At 71.0% G+C, this 17,800-nt stretch carries 21 protein-coding genes; 3 read left to right on the top strand and 18 right to left on the bottom strand.

All coding sequences use genetic code 11. The features are described 5' to 3' along the window. Positions 1-23: 23 nt before the first annotated feature. The 4 genes from AA23TX_RS43575 to AA23TX_RS43560 form a co-directional block, all read right to left on the bottom strand. Positions 24-1,655, bottom strand: a complete 1,632-nt coding sequence (locus AA23TX_RS43575) for a DUF7405 family protein (protein ID WP_155548758.1) — start codon at positions 1,653-1,655, stop codon at positions 24-26. 74 nt (positions 1,656-1,729) lie between these two features. Further along, positions 1,730-2,812, bottom strand: coding sequence for an L-cysteine desulfhydrase Cds1 (gene cds1 / locus AA23TX_RS43570; RefSeq protein WP_155548757.1), 1,083 nt, complete (start codon positions 2,810-2,812; stop codon positions 1,730-1,732). Then, positions 2,809-3,096, bottom strand: coding sequence for a DUF4229 domain-containing protein (locus AA23TX_RS43565; protein ID WP_155548756.1), 288 nt, complete (start codon positions 3,094-3,096; stop codon positions 2,809-2,811). Before AA23TX_RS43565 ends, cds1 begins: the two co-directional genes overlap by 4 nt. 11 nt (positions 3,097-3,107) lie before the next feature. Next, positions 3,108-3,581, bottom strand: a complete 474-nt coding sequence (locus AA23TX_RS43560; RefSeq protein ID WP_196425859.1) for an Lrp/AsnC family transcriptional regulator — start codon at positions 3,579-3,581, stop codon at positions 3,108-3,110. A 279-nt stretch (positions 3,582-3,860) separates the two neighbouring features. On the opposite strand from AA23TX_RS43560, the gene AA23TX_RS43555 reads away from it, so the two are divergent. Together AA23TX_RS43555 and AA23TX_RS43550 are read left to right on the top strand one after the other, a co-directional pair. Then, a complete protein-coding gene (locus tag AA23TX_RS43555; protein ID WP_072474890.1) occupies positions 3,861-4,073 on the top strand; it encodes a BldC family transcriptional regulator in 213 nt (70 codons plus the stop codon). Between the two features lie 150 nt (positions 4,074-4,223). After that, positions 4,224-4,406, top strand: a complete 183-nt coding sequence (locus tag AA23TX_RS43550) for a hypothetical protein (protein WP_155548755.1) — start codon at positions 4,224-4,226, stop codon at positions 4,404-4,406. A gap of 74 nt (positions 4,407-4,480) precedes the next feature. Here AA23TX_RS43550 and AA23TX_RS43545 read toward each other — a convergent pair whose 3' ends face one another. From AA23TX_RS43545 to hemL, 7 genes are all read right to left on the bottom strand, one after another. After that, the gene (locus tag AA23TX_RS43545) at positions 4,481-5,863 is read right to left on the bottom strand and encodes a MinD/ParA family ATP-binding protein (RefSeq protein ID WP_155548754.1); all 1,383 of its coding nucleotides are present in this window, start codon (positions 5,861-5,863) and stop codon (positions 4,481-4,483) included. 76 nt (positions 5,864-5,939) lie between these two features. Then, positions 5,940-6,908 carry a c-type cytochrome biogenesis protein CcsB gene (ccsB, locus tag AA23TX_RS43540; RefSeq protein WP_155548753.1) on the bottom strand — a complete coding sequence of 323 codons (969 nt, stop codon included), beginning with the start codon at positions 6,906-6,908 and terminating at the stop codon, positions 5,940-5,942. 4 nt (positions 6,909-6,912) lie between these two features. Then, positions 6,913-8,508, bottom strand: a complete 1,596-nt coding sequence (gene resB, locus AA23TX_RS43535) for a cytochrome c biogenesis protein ResB (RefSeq protein WP_155548752.1) — start codon at positions 8,506-8,508, stop codon at positions 6,913-6,915. Beyond that, positions 8,505-9,278 carry a cytochrome c biogenesis CcdA family protein gene (locus AA23TX_RS43530; protein ID WP_155548751.1) on the bottom strand — a complete coding sequence of 258 codons (774 nt, stop codon included), beginning with the start codon at positions 9,276-9,278 and terminating at the stop codon, positions 8,505-8,507. Before AA23TX_RS43530 ends, resB begins: the two co-directional genes overlap by 4 nt. Before the next feature lie 287 nt (positions 9,279-9,565). Beyond that, positions 9,566-10,138 (bottom strand): TlpA family protein disulfide reductase, encoded by a 573-nt coding sequence (locus tag AA23TX_RS43525; RefSeq protein ID WP_155548750.1) that lies wholly within the window; start codon positions 10,136-10,138, stop codon positions 9,566-9,568. Further along, positions 10,135-10,761 (bottom strand): histidine phosphatase family protein, encoded by a 627-nt coding sequence (locus AA23TX_RS43520; RefSeq protein WP_155548749.1) that lies wholly within the window; start codon positions 10,759-10,761, stop codon positions 10,135-10,137. The genes AA23TX_RS43525 and AA23TX_RS43520 overlap by 4 nt, the downstream gene beginning before the upstream one ends. Then, positions 10,758-12,059, bottom strand: a complete 1,302-nt coding sequence (hemL, locus tag AA23TX_RS43515) for a glutamate-1-semialdehyde 2,1-aminomutase (RefSeq protein WP_155548748.1) — start codon at positions 12,057-12,059, stop codon at positions 10,758-10,760. Before hemL ends, AA23TX_RS43520 begins: the two co-directional genes overlap by 4 nt. A 60-nt stretch (positions 12,060-12,119) precedes the next feature. Here hemL and AA23TX_RS43510 point away from each other — a divergent pair, with 60 nt between their 5' ends. Continuing rightward, complete coding sequence (locus tag AA23TX_RS43510; protein WP_155548747.1) at positions 12,120-12,596, top strand: TspO/MBR family protein; 477 nt, start codon at positions 12,120-12,122, stop codon at positions 12,594-12,596. On the opposite strand, the gene AA23TX_RS43505 is transcribed toward AA23TX_RS43510, so the two are convergent. The 7 genes from AA23TX_RS43505 to AA23TX_RS43475 all read right to left on the bottom strand — a co-directional run bounded on the left by AA23TX_RS43505 (position 12,593) and on the right by AA23TX_RS43475 (position 17,800). Beyond that, positions 12,593-13,177 carry a hypothetical protein gene (locus AA23TX_RS43505; RefSeq protein ID WP_155548746.1) on the bottom strand — a complete coding sequence of 195 codons (585 nt, stop codon included), beginning with the start codon at positions 13,175-13,177 and terminating at the stop codon, positions 12,593-12,595. The genes AA23TX_RS43510 and AA23TX_RS43505 overlap by 4 nt on opposite strands. 12 nt (positions 13,178-13,189) lie before the next feature. After that, positions 13,190-14,395, bottom strand: coding sequence for an ABC transporter permease (locus AA23TX_RS43500; protein WP_155548745.1), 1,206 nt, complete (start codon positions 14,393-14,395; stop codon positions 13,190-13,192). Further along, a complete protein-coding gene (locus AA23TX_RS43495) occupies positions 14,392-15,105 on the bottom strand; it encodes an ABC transporter ATP-binding protein (RefSeq protein ID WP_155548744.1) in 714 nt (237 codons plus the stop codon). The genes AA23TX_RS43500 and AA23TX_RS43495 overlap by 4 nt, the downstream gene beginning before the upstream one ends. After that, complete coding sequence (locus AA23TX_RS43490; RefSeq protein WP_155548743.1) at positions 15,102-16,400, bottom strand: efflux RND transporter periplasmic adaptor subunit; 1,299 nt, start codon at positions 16,398-16,400, stop codon at positions 15,102-15,104. The genes AA23TX_RS43495 and AA23TX_RS43490 overlap by 4 nt, the downstream gene beginning before the upstream one ends. 62 nt (positions 16,401-16,462) lie before the next feature. After that, the gene (locus AA23TX_RS43485; RefSeq protein ID WP_155548742.1) at positions 16,463-16,801 is read right to left on the bottom strand and encodes a hypothetical protein; all 339 of its coding nucleotides are present in this window, start codon (positions 16,799-16,801) and stop codon (positions 16,463-16,465) included. 13 nt (positions 16,802-16,814) lie between these two features. Further along, positions 16,815-17,261, bottom strand: a complete 447-nt coding sequence (gene mce1N, locus AA23TX_RS43480; RefSeq protein WP_155548741.1) for a transport-regulating membrane protein Mce1N — start codon at positions 17,259-17,261, stop codon at positions 16,815-16,817. Further along, the gene (locus tag AA23TX_RS43475; protein WP_155548740.1) at positions 17,258-17,800 is read right to left on the bottom strand and encodes a hypothetical protein; all 543 of its coding nucleotides are present in this window, start codon (positions 17,798-17,800) and stop codon (positions 17,258-17,260) included. Before AA23TX_RS43475 ends, mce1N begins: the two co-directional genes overlap by 4 nt.

Raw genomic sequence — 17,800 nt, 5'->3', positions numbered from 1 at the left:
GACCAAATGGTGGTTCTGTCGCCTCAGGTCAGCTCGACGAGCGGGAACGCGCGGTGCCGCCGCGGGGGAACCAGGTAGTTCTGCCGCCGGGTCGCCGTGATGAAACGTTCCAGGCCGTGGTCCTCCTCCTCGAGGCCGAATTCGTCCAGCAGATCGACGGAAGCCTGGCTGCGCCGGAGATCCGCGAAGAAGTCGGCGCTCGGGAAGAATCCGGAGAACTGCAGCTTCGGTGTGTTGCGCCCGCCGCGGACGTCCATCGCGTCGAAGCCGGGGCCGTCGATCCGGAGGTGGATCGGGCGGCCTTCGGCGGTCCGGCCGGTGCGGTGCAGCTGCGAGACGTGCCCGATGCGGGCGAACCGCTCGGCGCTCGTGCGCGCGTAGTCCCGGCCGTTGAACAGGTTCCGCAGCACCGCGCCGCGCATGCCGAGGCTGCGCGGGCCACCGCCGTCGAGGAACGGGTCGGCCGGGTCCTCGGGCACCTGTGCCGGTGACTGGAACATGTACTGCAGCCGCTCGCCGAAGTTCTCGCGGTGGTCGACGTCCTCTTCGGGGTCGCGGCCGTCCACGTAGAACTGCTGGAGGTCGAGCAGGACGTGCGAAAGGTGTTGCACCGCACCGTTGTCGAAGTACCCGCCGGGTTGGGCGTTCGTCAGCCGGATCCCGTGGCCGCCCACGAAGGTCACGTCCTGCGGCGGCGCGCTCGCGTCCACCTGCTGGTCGGCGAACCCCATCCACATCGGGGAGAACGGGTTGACGAACGAAGCGAACGGCAGCCGGTTGGCGTCGGCGAGGTACCGCGGCAGGCCCATCTGCACGAACATCGCGCGGGACGAGGTGATCGTCATCCCCGCGTCGAACCGCGGCGACGCGATCGGGCGGCCGACGAGCCGGCCGCTGCCGCCCAGCCACGCGACGACGTCGGCCACGTAGCTCCAGTCGTCGCCGCGGACGGTGAACAGGACGTCGTTGTTCTCCAGCACGAGCGGCACGGTGAACTCGGGCCGCCGCAGTTCGAGCGCGTGCGCGCCGGGCGCGACGTCCGTGGGGCCCGCGACGGCCCGCTTCAGCACCGGCTGGTTCCCGGCGAGCGTGCGCGGCAGGTGCGCGTTCACGAGCGCCGCGGGGAACCGCGCGAAGTAGGTGTCGCTGTAGGCGACGTGGGTGAAGACGCCACCGGGCGCGTAGGGGTAGTTGCCTTCGATGGTGCGCAAGGCGGTTTCCATCCGGCCCGCGTCCGCTTTGGACGGTGCCCGGCCCAGCCGCGCGGTGACGAAGGTGGTGTGGATGGGCGGCATCCCGACCGGGACGCCGTCCAGGGTCTGCGCGGGCGGCATGAAGGGACCGAGGTCGAACTGGACGTCGGGGAAGGCGACGTCATCGGCGGCCCAGGCCATCCGCACCGGCACCCTGGCGAAGCCGGAGACCAGCTCGAGCGTGCCGAGCGCGGCCATCGCGCCGGCGACGACGCCGGTGCGGCGCAGGGCCGTCCGGCGGTCGACCGGCCGGGACCGGATCGGGACGATGCTCACCCCCGCGTCACCGCCGGCGCGGTGGGCGAGCGGACACTTCGACACGGGACGTTCGGGGACAGCGGACACGGCGACCTCCGGGGACCCGCCGCCCCTCGTCGGCGCCCGGCCACGGTAGATCTTCACGCGCGGCGGCCACCATGACGAGAAGAACCTAGGTATGCGCGGAAAACCCTAGGTACTCCACTGTCCACAAGGGATCAGCTCTCCGGGACGAACTTCCCCGTCGTCAGGAACTCCTCGAACAACGCCGCGTGCGGCGCCAGGTCGAGGTCCTGCTGCGCCACCCAGTCGTCGTTGTAGTACGTGTGCGCGTACCGCTCGCCGCCGTCGCACAGCAGCGTCACGACGCTGCCCGCCTGGCCGTCCTCGACCATCCGCGAGATGAGCCGGAACGCGCCGTAGAGGTTCGTGCCCGTCGAGCCGCCCGCCCAGTGCCCGGTGCGCTCGCGCAGCAGCCGGATCGCCGCCAGGGAGCCGGCGTCGGGGATCTGGAACATCTCGTCGATGACGCCCGGTACGAACGACGGCTCGCAGCGCGGCCGGCCGATCCCCTCGATCCGCGACGGCATGCCGGTCGCGTAGTCGAGCGCTCCCGTCTCCCAGGCGCCGAAGAACGACGAGTTCTCCGGGTCGACGACGCAGATCTTCGTCGTGTGGCGCTTGTAGCGGACGTACCGGCCGAAGGTCGCGCTCGTGCCGCCGGTGCCCGCGCCGACGACGATCCACGCCGGGACCGGGTGCCGCTCCGAGCGCATCTGCGCGAACACCGACTCGGCGATGTTGTTGTTGCCGCGCCAGTCCGTCGCGCGCTCGGCGTAGGTGAACTGGTCGAGGTAGTGCCCGTCGCACTCGGCCGCGAGCCGCTCCGCCTCGGGGTACATCGCCGGCGCCTCGTCGACGTAGTGGCACTCACCGCCGTAGAACTCGATGAGCGCGATCTTCTCCTTCGACGTGCGCCGCGGCACGACGGTGATGAAGCGCAGGCCCAGCATGCGGGCGAAGTAGGCCTCGGACACGGCGGTCGAGCCGCTGGAGGCCTCGACGAGCACGGTGTCCGGCCCGATCTGGCCGTTGACGAGCCCATACAGGAACAGCGACCGCGCCAGCCGGTGCTTCAGCGAGCCGGTCGGGTGGACGGACTCGTCCTTGAGGTACAGGTCGATGCCCCACTCCGGGGGCAGCGGGAAGACGTGCAGGTGGGTGTCGGCGCTGCGGTTCGCGTCGGCTTCGATGATCCGGACGGCCTCGCGGACCCAGCTGCGGGCGTGCAGGCGGCTCATTCGGAGTGGCCGGAGACGTCGCCGCGCAGCTGCGCCCGCAGGTCGGCACGGGCCCGGGCGCGCTTCTCGTTGCGCTTCGCCAGGCCGGCCGTGACGCGGGCGTTCAGCGGGCGGAACAGCAGCAGGCCCAGCGGCAGCCCGACCACCAGGCCGACGACCAGCGCGACCAGCAGCGGCACCCCGACCAGGGACAGCACCCACGCGATCGCCGCGACCAGCACGAACCGCGCCAGCAGGTACAGCGTCAGGTCACGGGCCAGCTGTGGGGGCTTCTCGTCGCTCACACCAACGCAGGCTACGCGCCGCCTTGCCGGTCCCGCTGCAGGCCCGCGTTGTTCGGGCGGCCCTCGAAGCGCGTCGAGAGCACGACGGTCGTGTTCGTCCGCCCGACGCCGGGGATGCGCCGGAGCCGGCCGAGGGCGCGTTCGAGCTCGTCGACGGTCGCCACGCGCACCTTGACCACGAACGCTTCGTCGCCCGCCACCGCGTAGCAGCTCTCGACCTCGTCGAGTTCGCCGAGCGCGTCGGCGACGTCGTCTTCGGTCGCGGTGTCGGTCGGATGGATGCCGACGAGGGCGGTCACGCCGAGGCCGACCGAGCTCGGGTCGACGACCGCGTGGTAGCCGGTGATCACGCCGCCGGCCTCCAGCTTGCCGACCCGCTCGTGCACCGACGACGCGGAGAGGCCGACGGCCCGCCCGAGGTCGGCGTACGTGGCCCGTCCGTTGATGCGCAACGCTGCGATGATCTTCCGGTCCAACTGATCCACGGCATCACTCTATGCGGTTGGACAATCCCCCATTGAGACCATGCCTCGCGGCCGATGACCGGGTCGAACGACATCTGAGCACGTCAGGTCACCGGAAATTAGTTGCACAACGTAAGCAACCTGTCCGTTTTGACCTTTAAGGGCTCTTTACTCTTGGACAACCGTTCGAGTACCCGACGGGTGAAGTGCAACGATTGCCGTGTTGGCTACCCCGGCGGAACGGGCCAGAAGGGCCCGGACGCCTCCGGTATAGCAGTGAGGTCGTTAAGGAGGCGGAAAATGACCGCGACGATGGGCGGACGACTGCTCACCCCTGGTGAGGTGGCAGCACTGTTCCGAGTGGACCCCAAGACGGTCACCCGGTGGGCCACCGCGGGCCGGATCGGCTCGATCCGGACCCCGGGCGGGCACCGGCGGTTCCGGGAGTCCGAGGTGAACGAGCTCCTCGCGGAGCTGACCACGGACGCCAGCGAACCGGCCCGCAAGGCCTGAACCATCTCGAGCGCCGGGCCGTGTCGGGTACGGGGACTTTCCCCGCCCCGCGCGGCCCTTCGTGTCCTGGTCGTCACCCCGCCCGACGGGGTTCGGGCCGAAACCGGCTCGACGGGTTAACCTCGGGGGACCCACACGGAAGGATCCGGCATGCTCGCTCTGCTCGCGGCGGTCGGCGCGCTGGTCGTCGCCCTGCTCCTGTGGCGGTCTTTCGCCGGTCAGCGGATGGTCACTTCGCCTCCGCGCCGCGCCCCGATCGCCCCGGACGACGACCCCGACTTCCTGCGCCAGCTGTCCGAACAGCAGCGCAAACGCCGGGACGAAGACTCCTGACCAGGCTTTGCGGGTCTGCCGCGCCCTGTCGTGAGTGGGAAACAGGGTTCTAACCCTGTTTCCCACTCACGACCTCAGCGGTAGCCCTGCGAGAGCGGGGTGGCGAAGCCGTCGGCGACCGTGGCGGCCAGTTCCAGCAGGGCCAGGCGGGTGTCGCCGGACAGGCGGTCCAGCTCGATCTCCGCGCCCTCTTCCAGGTGCGGGTCGAACGGGACCTTGCAGACCGCCCGGACCTTCGCGCCGAAGTGGGCCGACAGCTTGTCGAGGTCGACCGAGCCGCCCTTGGGACGGACCGAGTTGATCACCGCCACCGAGCGCTTCACCAGCTCGCCGTACCCGTGGGCCTCGAGCCAGTCGAGCGTCGCCGAAGCGCTGCGGGCACCGTCGACCGAGCCGGACGACACCACGACCAGCGCGTCCGCGACGTCCAGGACGCCCTTCATCGCCGAGTGCATCAGGCCGGTCCCGCAGTCGGTGAGCACGATGTTGTAGAAGTGCTCGAGCAGGTTGACCGTGCGCCGGTAGTCGTCCTCGGAGAAGGCCTCGGAAACGGCCGGATCCTGCTCGCTCGCGAGGATTTCCAGCCGGCTGGAGCCCTGGGACGTGTACGACCGGACGTCGCTGTAGCGCGTGATGCGGGCCGCGTCGCGCAGGAGGTGGCGGACCGTCGCCGTCGTCTCCAGCGGGAGCTTCTGGGACAGCGTGCCGCGGTCCGGGTTGGCGTCCACCGCCACCACGCGGTCACCGCGCAGCGAGGCGAACGTCGCGCCCAGCGTCGTCGTCACCGTCGTCTTGCCGACGCCGCCCTTGAGCGACAGCATCGCGATCTTGTAGCACCCGCGCAGCGGCTGGTTGACCCGCGCGATGAGGTCACGGCGCTGCGTGTCCGCCGGGCTTTCCCCCGGGTTGATCAGCTTGCCCGTGCCGACGTAGACGGCCTTGCGCCAGCCCGACTGCGGGGGCCGCTTGACCTGCTTGACCAGGTGCGCGGTCGACAGGTCGTGGCCGTGGCCCGGCTGCTGCGGCGGCGCCGCGTGCCGGCCGCCCTGGGGCTGCGGCAGGCCCGAAGGCTGACCCGGCTGACCCGGCTGCTGCGGGTACTGGGCGTGCGCCTGGGCGTACTGCTGCGCCGGGTCGCCGTACTGCGGCTGCAGCGGCGGGAGGTTCTGGTCGTAGCCGTAGCCCTGGGGCACCTGGTGCGGGCCGGACACGGCCGGGTTCGGCACCTGGTGCGGGCCCGACACCGCCGGGTTCGGCACCTGGTGCGGCCCGGACACCGCCGGGTTGGGCGGCGGCGGCACCGCCTGCGTCGGCTGCACGTCGAAGGCCCCGGACGTCTCGGGGTGCGGGTGCGAGTCCGTCCGGTCTTCGGCGAACAGGCTCGGCTTGGCCCCCTCGGGCTGCGGCTCGACCTGTTCGGGGTGGCCAGGAGCCGATTCTTCGCTGGGTCCGGTCACCGGTGTAAACCTCCGCGCACTCCGCCCGACATCGTTCCCCCTGGCGACGACGGTAGTCGGCGAACCCGCGGTCCGCTCAGCCCACCCCGGCGTACGAGTGCAGGCCCGCCGTGACGAGGTTCACGAAGAACAGGTTGAAGATCATCGCGGCGAACCCGACGATGTTGATCGCCGCGGCCCGGGCCCCGCGCCAGCCGGCGGTCGCCCGCGAGTGCAGGTAGGCCGCGTAGATGACCCAGGCGATGAACGCGACGGTCTCCTTGGGGTCCCAGCCCCAGAAGCGGCCCCAGGCCGACTCGGCCCAGACGGCGCCGCAGAGCACGCCGAAGGTGAAGACGGGGAAGGCGAAGATCGTCGTCCGGTAGGCGATCCGGTCGAGGACGTCGGCCGCGGGCAGCTTCGAGGCGAACCGGGCGAACTTCGTCTCGTCTTTTTCGTAGGCCGCGCGGAACAGGTACAGGACGCTCGCGACGCCCGGCACCAGGAAGACGCCGGAGCCGATGATGGCCGCCGAGACGTGGATGACCAGCCAGTACGACTGCAGCGCGGGCTGCACCGGCGCCGCGGTCGTGTACAGCAGCGTGCCGTTGATGAACATCAGGATCACGACGGGCAGCAGCAGGAAGCCGGTGAGGTGCCGGACCGGGAACTTCCACATCACGACGATCCAGGTGACCACCGTGATGAAGGTGACCGCCATGCCGTACTCGTACATGTTGCCCCACGGCGCGCGGTGCACGGCGAGCCCGCGCAGCACGATCGCCGACAGCTGCAGCAGGGCGCCGAGCACGAGCAGCGACGCGCCCATCTTGCCGATCCGCTCCGCGCGGCCGGTCGGGCGCTGCGCGGCCTGGACCTCCTCGATCGGCGGCCCGCCGGCCCCGACGAGCTCGCGCGCGCGGAGCTTGGCGCGCTCGGTGGCGAGCCGGCCCTTGGCGCCGAAGCCCTGCTCGATCAGCGTCATCATCAGCGCGACGACGTAGATCGCCGCGGCGGTGGTGTACAGCCAGTCGCTGTACTGCGACAGCGTCTCGTTGATCGGCATTGCCTCAGCCCTTCTGACCACTGATCAGGCGCTCGCTGATCCGGTGGAACTCTTCGCCGTACCCCGCCTGGTCGGTACGGGCCAGTCCGGCTACCTCGATCACGGTACCGGGGTCGTTTTCGGTCCCCGGCTTCACCCGCACCCACAGCCGGCGGCGCTTGACCAGCAAGGACGCGCCGAGACCGAGGAACATCGAGATGGCGAAGCCGAGCACGAAGCCCTGCGTCGGGTCGTGGGAGACCTGCAGGGAGACCCAGTGGTTGACGCCGTCGAAGCGGACCTTCGTGCCGTCGTCGAGCTTGATCTCCTGGCCGACCTTCATGTTCTCGCGGGCGATCTTCTTCAGCCGCCCGTCGTCCACGAGCGACTGGTCGATCTCGAACACCGACTGCCCGCGCCCGGCGTCGAGCCCGAGGTCGCCACGCATGATGTCGACGGCGACGGCGGGGTCCTTCAGCTCCGGCGCCGACGACGTCAGGACGTTGCCGTGCAGGAACGACGTCGGCGCGAACAGCCCGGTGATGGCGAGCTGGCGGGTCCGCCGCTGCACCTCGTCGGTGACGCCGGGCTGGTCGAACTTCGTCGCGCCCTCGGCGAGCATCGTGGTGGGGTCGACCGTGCGCCACTGCGTGTTCTGGGTGCGCTTGTCGCCGTTGGGGAAGGTCACCGTGAACTGCGGCGAGTAGCCCTGGCCGAGCAGGTAGACGCGGTCGCCCGCGGTCCGCAGCGGCGAGTTGACCTCGAGGCCGTACGGCCGCCAGGTGTTCGTGTCGAGGTCTCCGCCGGACTGGTACTGGATGTTCGCGTGGTAGTACTCCGGCTCGCCGGCCGGGGTGTACCGCACGGTGAAGTCGTCGACCTTCACGCAGAACGGGTCGAGGTCGGTGCCGTCGACGCGCAGGCCCGCGTTGAAGGAGTCGTAGTTGTAGATGCCGGAGTTGCAGAAGCTGTCGCCGTCGGCCTGGACGATGACCTGGCCTTCGTAGCCGTAGAGCTTGCCCAGGGCGAAGAAGACGATCAGGCCGAGCATGCTGAAGTGGAAGATCAGGTTGCCGGTCTCGCGCAGGAACCCGCGTTCGGCGGAGATCGTGCGGACGCCGTCGGCTTCCTCGCGCTCGACGCGGCGCCAGCCGGACAGGTGCTTGTGGACGGCGGCGATCTCGGCTCCGACGTCGGACTTGCCGCGGCCGAGCCGGTAGTGCGGCATCCGCGCGAGGTTGCGCGGGGTCAGCACCGGCTTGGCGCGCATCGCCTTGACGTAGTCGAAGCTGCGCGGGGTCAGGCAGCCGATGAGCGAGATCATCAGCAGCAGGTAGATCGCCGAGAACCAGATGCTGGAGTAGACGTCGTAGAACTCGAGCTTGTCGAGCAGGGTGCCCCACCAGCCGTGGGCACTGATGTACTCGTCGACCTTGGGGGCGTTGAGCTTCCGCTGCGGCAGGAGCGCGCCCGGCAGCGCGGCCAGTGCGAGCAGGAACAGCAGGACGAGCGCGGTGCGCATCGACGTCAGGCCGCGCCAGGTGTTGCGCACGAAGGCGAACGTGCGCTTCGCGGGCGTCGGGCCTTGCGGGGTCTTGGGGGGTGCCTCCGTGGTCGTCACAGCGGCAGCCTCAGGTCACCGGCGAGCTCGTTGCGCAGCCAGCCCATCAGATCCCCCCACACGCCCGTGACCAGCAGGACGCCGACGATCAGCAGCAGCGCGCCGCCGAAGATCTGCACCTGGCGGCCGTGCCGGCGCACCCAGTCGGTGGCGCGCACGGCCCAGCGGGCGCCGAGCGCGATCAGCAGGAACGGCAGCCCGAGGCCGAGGCAGTAGACGGCGATGAGCAGGTAGCCGCGGGCCTCGGCGCCGCCGGTCGCGCTGGCCAGCGTGGTGACGGCGGACAGCGTCGGGCCGATGCAGGGCGTCCAGCCGAGGCCGAAGATCGCGCCGAGCAGCGGGGCGCCCCAGACGCCGCCGCCCGGGACGCGGTGCGAGCGGACCTCGCGCTGCAGACCCGGGATCCAGCCGAGGAAGACCATCGCCATGGCGATGGTCAGGACGCCGCCGATGCGCTGGAGGAGGTCCTGGTTGAGGGTGAGCGTGTCGGCCAGCCAGACGAGGGTGCCCAGCGTGGCGACGAAGACGACGGTGAACCCGAGCACGAACAGCAGGGCGGCGCCCAGGACGGCCCAGCGGCCCTTCTTGCGCTCCTCGTCGGCGCTGACCGCGGGGGCGTCCGCCCCGACGAGCGCGGCGAGGTACGCGAGGTATCCGGGGACCAGCGGCACCACGCAGGGCGAGGCGAAGGAGATCGTCCCGGCCAGCAGCGCGACGCCCGCGGCGAGCAGCAGCGGTCCGGAGATCGCCAGCTCGGTCACGGAGTTCACCCCGTTGAGGGTAGGCAGTGAGGTCCTGGTGAGAACTCCGGGGGCGGTTCACAGGACCTCGGTCACAGCAGTTCAGGACCTTCGTCCCGGACGTTTCGGCGGCCGTGCGGCGGTTCACCACCCCGAAGCCCGATTGTGACTACGGACGGCAGCACCGCGTCAAGGCGGGAAAGATGCCTTGACCCGGCACTCCCGTCCGTGTTCTGGCTTCGGATCGGGGTGGTGGGCGGGGTCTGGGCGGGTGCCGGTTCCGCCCCCGGCTGCCGGGGTGCGTCCCTCGGTGCCGGTCAGGCCTGCTCCGACTCCAGGCGTTGCGTGACCGGGAGCAGGTCCTGGGCCAGCACCGGCCGCAGGAACACCGCCGCCACGCGGTGCTGTTTGTCGAGGATGATCGTCGACGGGATGATGTTGCGCGGGTAGCCGCTCAGCTTCAGCAGCACCCGGCCGTCCGGGTCGTAGATCGACGGGTACGTCAGCTGCCGGTCGCGGACGAAGTCCTGGGCCACCTCGCGCGCCGGGTCGCGGACGTCGATGCCCACCACCTGGACGCCCTGGGCCTGCTTCGCCAGCGACTCCAGCTCCGGGACCTCCGTGCGGCACGGCCCGCACCACTGGCCCCACAGGTTGAGCACCACGACCTTGCCCGGGAAGTCCGCCAGCGACAGCTGCTTGCCCTCGTTCATCAGGTCGTCGCCCGCGAGCACCGGGGCCGTCTGGCGCTGGGTGAGGTCGTAGGTGATGTCGACCTTGCCGCCCGGGGACACGAAGCTGAAGCTGCTCCCCTGCACCACCGCGTCCTTGCCCGCGCTGCAACCGGCCAGCGCCAGCACCGCGGCGACCCCGGCGACCAGCCGTTTCATGCCCCGGTCACCTTCGGGTCCGTCGTCCCCGCCGGCTCGCTGTAGACGATCTCGCGCAGTTCGTCGCCGTCGAAGACCAGTGACGTCAGGGACGCCAGCGAGCACTGGCGGCGCCGCGGGTCGTGCCACAGCTTCTTGCCCTCGAGGAACCGCCGGAGCGTCCAGATCGGCAGCTGGTGCGACACGCACAGCGCCTCGTGGCCGTCAGCCGCCTCCCGCGCGCGGTGGACCGCGCCGAGCATCCGGTGCGCGATCTCCAGGTACGGCTCGCCCCACGACGGCTTGAACGGGTTCACCAGCTTCGGCCAGTGCTTCGGCTCCCGGAGCGCGCCGTCGCCGACCGCGACGTGCAGGCCCTCGAACTGGTTGCCGGCCTCGATCAGGTTCTCGTCGGTCGCGATGTCGAGCCGGTGCGCCGCGGCGATCGGGCCCGCCGTCTCCTGCGCGCGCTGCAGCGGCGACGCGACGACGTGCACGAGGTCGTGGCCCGCGACGGCCTCGGCGACCGTCAGCGCCTGCCGCTGCCCGCGCTCGGAGAGCCGGTAGCCGGGGAGACGGCCGTAGAGGATCTTCTCGGGGTTGTGCACTTCGCCGTGGCGAAGCATGTGGACGACCGTGGTCACTTGACCGCCTCCGCCGCCGCGCGAGCCGCCGCCGGCAGAGCCGCTTCGATCACCGAGAACGCTTCGTCGTCCATGGCCGCGTTGACGAACCAGGCCTCGTACGCGCTCGGTGGGCCGTAGACGCCCGCGTCGAGCAACGCGTGGAAGAACGCCGGGTACCGCCACGTCTCGGACGCCTGCGCGCCGGCGTAGTCGCGCACCGGCTGGTCGCCGAAGAACACGCTGACCAGGTTGCCCGCGTACTGGACGTGGTTCGCGACCCCGGCGGCGCTCAGCTCGCGGCGGAAGAGGTCGCCGAGGCGCTTGGCGTTGGCGTCCAGCGCCGCGTAGACGGAGTGGTCGGCCGCGCGCAGCGTCGCGAGGCCCGCGGCCACCGCGACGGGGTTCCCGGACAGCGTCCCGGCCTGGTAGACCGGCCCGCCCGGGGCCAGCTTGGCCATCACGTCGGCGCGGCCGCCGAAGGCCGCCGCCGGCAGCCCGCCGGACATCACCTTGCCGAACGTGTAGAGGTCGCCGGCCACGCCTTCGAGGCCGAACCAGCCCGCGCTCGAGACGCGGAACCCGGTCATCACCTCGTCCATGACCAGCAGCGCGCCGTGCTCGTGGGCGATCTCGCGCAGGCCGGCGTTGAAGCCTTCGTCCGGCGCGATCGCGCCCATGTTCCCGGCCGCGGCTTCGGTGATCACCGCGGCGATCTCGCCCGGGTTGTCCGCAAAGGACTGCCGGACGGCGTCGAGGTCGTTGTAGGGCAGCACGATCGTGTCCGCGGCCTGGGCGCCGGTGACGCCCGGCGACGTCGGCAGCCCGAGCGTCGCGACGCCGGAGCCGGCCTGGGCGAGCAGCGCGTCGACGTGACCGTGGTAACACCCGGCGAACTTCACGATCTTCGACCGGCCGGTGAACCCGCGGGCCAGCCGGATCGCGCTCATGGTCGCCTCGGTGCCCGAGTTGACCAGGCGCACCTGCTCGACCGGCTCGACCCGGTTGATGATCTCCTCGGCCAGCTCGACCTCGCCGATGGTGGGCGTGCCGAACGACAGCCCGGCCGTCGCCGCCGCGCGCGCCGCCTCCACGACGTGCGGGTGCGCGTGGCCCAGGATCATCGGGCCCCAGGAGGAGACCAGGTCGACGTAGCGGTTGCCGTCGGCGTCCCACAGGTGCGGGCCCTCGCCGCGGACCATGAACCGCGGGGTGCCGCCGACCGAGTTGAACGCCCGGACCGGCGAGTTCACCCCGCCCGGGATGGCCGTCTTCGCGCGGTCGAACCATGCCTTGGACTGCTCGGTTCCAGTGCTCACCTGCCCAGTCTCGCAAACCCGGCTAAGGTGACCCGACGCCGCCCGGGAGGGGAACAGCCGGTGACCGAACGTGCGTCACAGCGCAACCCGTGGCTGGTGCTGGCCTGCTTCCTCGGCGTCGTCGCCGTGGTGGCCGTGGTCGGCGCGCTGGCCGCCACCTCGTCGAAGGAGGTCTACGCGCGGCTCGAGCTGCCGTCGTGGGCGCCGCCCGCGTCCCTGTTCGGTCCGGTGTGGACGGTGCTGTACGTCACGATCGCCGTCTCCGGCTGGCTGTACTGGCGCACGGACGGCGAAACCCGGGGCTTCGCCGCGTACGGCATCGGCCTGCTGGCCAACCTGCTGTGGACGCCGCTGTTCTTCGAGGGCGGCGCGGCGACGGCGGCGTTGGTCGACATCGCCGTGCTGGACGTCGTCGTGGTCGTGACGATCGTCCTGTTCGCCCGCCGGTCGAAAGCCGCCGCCGCGCTGCTCGTGCCGTACCTGGCCTGGATCCTCTACGCGACGGCGCTCAACACCGCGATCGTCGCGCTCGGCTAGCGCGCCGCCTGCTGGGTGATGGCCTGCGCGGCCACCGTCCCGTCGTCGCCCGCCTGGCCCTGGACGACGACCGTCGAGCCCGGCTTGAGGTCCGAGAGCTTGCCCTGCTGGGTCACGCCGACGGTCGTCGAGTCCGATGTGGACACCTTGACGTCGTTACCCTGCGCGGTTTTCACGTACACGGTGGTGCCGTCGACGTGGTCGACCGTGCCCGTCGTGCCGCGCCCGCCCGCGCCGCGGAAGCCGCCGCCCTGCTGGCCCGTGCCGCCGGTCTGGCCGGTGCCGCCCGCGGCGTTCTGCCCGGCGCCGCCGGTCCCACCCTGGCGCCCGGTGGGCGTCGAGGAGGAGGACGAGCCGAAGGCCGCGTGGGTCCAGGCGCCGCCACCGAAGGCGATCGCCAGCACCACGAGCCCGGCCAGCACCAGTGTGCTGCGGGAGAACGGCTTCGCGGCGCGGCGCATCTCCGCGTTCAGATCACCGTCGACCGCCGGGCTGGCGACGATCTGCTCCGCGGTCGGCTCGACGGCCGGCAGCACGGCCGTCGGCTCGTCCCCCGGCTGGGTCGTCGTGGAGGAAGACATGGCGAAGACTCCTTATTCGTGACGCAGGGCGTCGATCGGCCGCAGCTTGGCGGCCCGGTTCGCCGGGAAGCTGCCGAAGAACAGCCCGATCAGGGCGGATACCGCGAAGGCGAGCAGGATCGACGACGGCACCACGACGGGAGTGATCCCGGAGATGGTGAACCGGCTGCCGATGAGCCCGATCGCGACGCCGAGCAGCCCGCCGAACAGGCTGAGCATGGTCGCTTCGGCGAGGAACTGGCCGAGGATGGCCGAGCGTGGGGCGCCGATGGCCTTGCGGATGCCGATTTCGCGGATCCGCTCGGTCACCGTGACGAGCATGATGTTGGTGACGCCGATGCCGCCCACCAGCAGCGAGATCGCCGCGACCGCCGCCAGCAGGACGGTGAACGTCTCGGTCGCCGACGTCCGCGTCGCGAGCAGCTGCTCGGAGTTCTGGATCTGGTAGTCGGCGGTGCCGCCGAGCCGGATGCCGTGGCGGGCGTTGAGGATCGCGGTGATCTCGGACTGGGCCAGCGACACGGAGTCGGCGCTGGTGGCCTGGACCGCGATCTGGCTGAGGCTGCCGTAGCCGGCCAGGGAGTTCTGCACGGCCGAGATGGGCGCGATCGCGACGTCGTCGGCGTTCTGCAGGCCGGTGCTGCCCTTGGCCTGGAGCACGCCGACCACGGTGAACTGGATGCTGTTGAGCAGCACGTTCTTGCCGACCGCGTCGGTGCCGCTGCCGAAGATCGACTCCGCCGTCGTCGGCCCGAGGACGACGACCTTGCGCGCGGCCGTGACGTCTTCGGCGGTGAACAGTTGCCCCTGGGCCAGATCGCGGTTGGTCGTCGTGAAGTACGCGGGCTCGGTGCCGGCGACGCTGGAGATGTCGTAGGAAGTCTGCCCGTAGGTCGCGGTCGCCGTCGTGTTCACCACCGGCGAGGCCGCCTTGACGTCCGGCGCGCCGATCGGGTCGACGAGCGCGTGCGCGTCCTGGACGGTCAGCGGCCGCGCGGACGCGCCCTGCCCGCCGCCGCGCGCCGGGGAGACGTTGACGACGTTGGTGCCGAGGCCCTGGATGCTGGCCGCGATGGCCGCCGAGGCGCCGTTGCCGACCGCGACGAGCAGGATCACCGCGGCGACGCCGATGGTGATGCCGAGCGTGGTGAGCGCCGAGCGCAGCTTGTTCGCGGTGAGCCCGCGGACGGCGAAGCGCAGGATTTCGAAGAAGTTCACGTGAGCGCTCCGACTGTGCCGGCCACGCGAGTGACCTCATCCGAGACGATGAGGCCGTCGTCGACCCGCACCACGCGCCGCGCGTGCGCGGCGACCTCGTCCTCGTGCGTGATCACGACGATGGTGCGCCCGAGCTGGTTGAGCCGGTCGAACACGCCGAGGACGTCCGCGGTGCTGCGGCGGTCCAGGTTGCCGGTCGGCTCGTCGGCCAGCAGCATCGCCGGGCCGGTGACCAGCGCCCGCGCCACCGCGACGCGCTGGATCTGCCCGCCGGACAGCTCGCTGGGGAGGTGCTTGGCGCGGTCGGAGAGCCCGACCATGTCCAGCGCCGCCAGCGCGCGCCGGCGTCGTTCCGACCGCCGAAGTCCACTGTAGACGAGTGGGAGTTCCACATTGGACAGTGCCGACGTCCGCGGCACGAGGTTGAAGGACTGGAAGATGAAGCCGATCTTCCGGTTGCGCAGCAACGCCAGCTGCCGCTCGTTCAGCTTGCCGACACCGAAGCCGTCCAGCAGGTACTGGCCGGACGTCGGGACGTCGAGGCAGCCGAGCATGTTCAGCAGCGTCGACTTGCCCGAGCCCGAAGCACCCATGATGGCGACGTACTCGCCGGGCCACACGGTGAGCTCGACACCACGCAGTGCGTGCACGGCCGTCTCACCGGCGCCGTAGGTCTTGCGCAGTCCGGAGACCGCGATCACCGGGTTCACCCGCGGCCGCCGAAGCCGCCACCCGCACCGGTGCCCGTGCCGCGCTGGCCGCCGCCGGGGAAGCCCCCGGTCCCGCCGCCGGGGAACCCGCCGGTGCCGCCCGTCCCGGTGCCGGTCCGGCCGGTGCCGGTGGCCGAAGAGGCCCCGGTGAGCACGACGTTCTCGCCCTCGGTCAGCCCGGACGTGATCTGCACGGTGGACTCGCCGCGGATCCCGATCTGCACCTGGCGCGGGACGTTCTGGCCGTTCTCCTGCACGGTGACGATGTTGGTGTTGCCGGCCGTCGTCACGGCCGCGGCCGGCACGCTCAGCGCGTTCTCGGCCGAGGCGACGGTGATCACCACGCTCGCCGACTGGCCGGGCCGCAGCCCGTCCGGCGGGGCGGTCAGGGCCAGCTGCGCGCCGTAGGACACGACGCTGCCGCTCGTCGTGGGCGTCAGGTTGATGCTCGACACCGTGGCCTGGACCGGCTTGTCCGGCAGCGCGTTGAGCGTCACGGTGGCCTTCTGGCCCGCCTTGACCTTGCTGACGTCGATCTCGGCGACCGAGGTGTTCACGACCAGGCCGGTCATGTTCGTGATGGTGATGAAGCCGCTGCCGGTGCTGCTGGACGACGACGCGGCGCTCGAGTTCGACGAGCCCTGCCCGCCCTGGCCGCTGCCGCTGGACGACGACTGCGAGCCGCTGCTGCTCGCCGAGCCGCTGGAGGACTGCTGCCCGACCGTGCCGTTGACCGCGGTGACCGTGCCCGCGCCGGGCGCGTACAGCGTCGTGTTGTCGAGGGTCTCCTGCGCGGTCTGGACGTCGAGCTGGGCCTGGTCCAGCTTCGCCTGCGCCGACGTGACGCTGGTGGCCGCCGACTGCGCGCTGTTCTGCGAGTTCTGGCTGTTCTGCCCGGTCGCCGGGGTGTTTTCGGCGTCCTCGGCGGAGTCCAGGCTGTCCTGCGCGACGGCGAGGTTCGCCTTCGCGACCTGCAGCTGTTTCGACGCCTGCGTGCTGTCGATCGTGGCGAGCTTCTGGCCGGCGCTCACGACGTCGCCGACCTTCACGTCGATCGAAGTGACCTTGCCCGCGCTCGAGAAGTTCGCCGCGCCGGTGTAGCTGCTGGCGAGGGTCCCGGCCGCGGAAATGGTCTCGGTGACCGTCGCGCGGCGCACCGCGGTGCTGCGCGTCTGCGCCTGCGCCGTGTTCGGTTCGGGGCTGAATGCCTGGTATATCCCGAAAGCCGCTCCGGCCAGCAGTACGACCAGAGCACCGTTGATCACCCATGCCTTCGAGGCACGCACGCGCGTCATGCGGCAACAGTGTCGCCGCTGTTTAGCAATTGACTGTTCGTTCCCTGTGTGGGAGCTGTGTATCAGGCCTTCGGCTTCGGGTGCCGCGCACGGACCGCGAGCGAGAGCTGACGCACCGCGTCGACCAGCAGGATCGCGGCCACGGTGCCCAGCCCGATGGCGGCGGCGAGCATCCCGCCGAAGTACCGGTGCGACTCCAGGACCGCGCCGTCGTCGGTGCGCGTGACGACGGTGGCGGACCCGCCGTGCCAGAGCGCGTAGGCGGCCCACCCGGCGGCCACGGCGAGCACGACCTCCACGGCGGCGACGAGCGCCCGCCAAGGCTTGTGCAGCCGGTCCTGTGGGCCGGCTTCTTCCGGCGGCCAGAGCTCGGCCCCGGTGGGCTGCGGAAGGTCGATCACGAGAGGGATTTTCTCATGCTTCCTTCGGCGTCGCCCGGACGAGCCGGTCGAGCGCGTCCTGGAGGGCTTCGACGTCCTTCGCCCACGCGAGGACCACCGTGCCGTCCGCCAGCTCCACCGGCAGCGAGTCGTACTTGCGCGGGACCGACCATCCGCCGCCCAGCACCCGCGCACCGACCGGGGCACCGACGTCCGTCACCGAGGCGAGCTGGTCCGCCGCGACCTTCTCCCGGCCCTGGCGCAGCTGCTTCGTCGTGACTTCCAGCGAGAGGAACCGCCGCCGCGCGTAGACCCACGGCACGGTGATCGCGCACAGCCCGGCGCCGACCATCAGCCAGCCCACGATGTGCACCGGCCCGCCCGTGACCAGCTCGGCCAGCGCGCCGACCAGCGCGAACACCGGGCCCCACAGGATGGCGGCCCAGCTCACGCCGGACTCGGCGTAGAGCCGGTCGCTCACGGCTTCCGGCCGGCCTTCGGGAAGTAGGCGGCGACCGACGGCAGGTACATCAGGATGACCGCGATGACGAACACCAGCACCGCGAGCAGCGTCAGGTAGTTGATGATCGGCGCGACGACCATGATCAGCAGCACCATGACGACCGGCAGGACGGTCAGCACCGTCCGGGCCGAGCGGGTGCCTTCGCGGGCCTTGTACGCGAAGAGCAGGAACAGCAGCACGAACACGACCGACCCGCCGAGCAGGTACCACAGCAGCGTCGTGACGCCGTCCGCGATCATCTGCGGCGTGTACTTCGGGTCGGTGGTGCCCTTGACGTACTGGTCGATGACGGCCGACTTGCTGGTCAGCAGCTGGACGTAGCCGAGGATCAGCACGACGCCCCCGACGAGCCACAGCCAGAACGCGATCGCCACGGGCTTCGGCGGCGTCGCCTTGGGCGCCTTCTGGCCCGGCATCAGCGGGTCCGGCGAGCGGCCCTTCTTGCGTCGTTCGTCGTCGGTGAGACCGCTGAGATCTTCGGTGTCTTTGTCCGCCAC

Origin of the sequence: Amycolatopsis camponoti (assembly GCF_902497555.1) — a bacterium.
GTDB lineage: Bacteria > Actinomycetota > Actinomycetes > Mycobacteriales > Pseudonocardiaceae > Amycolatopsis > Amycolatopsis camponoti.
Note: the sequence above shows the minus strand (reverse complement) of the source record. Positions and strands in the feature narration are given on the sequence as shown.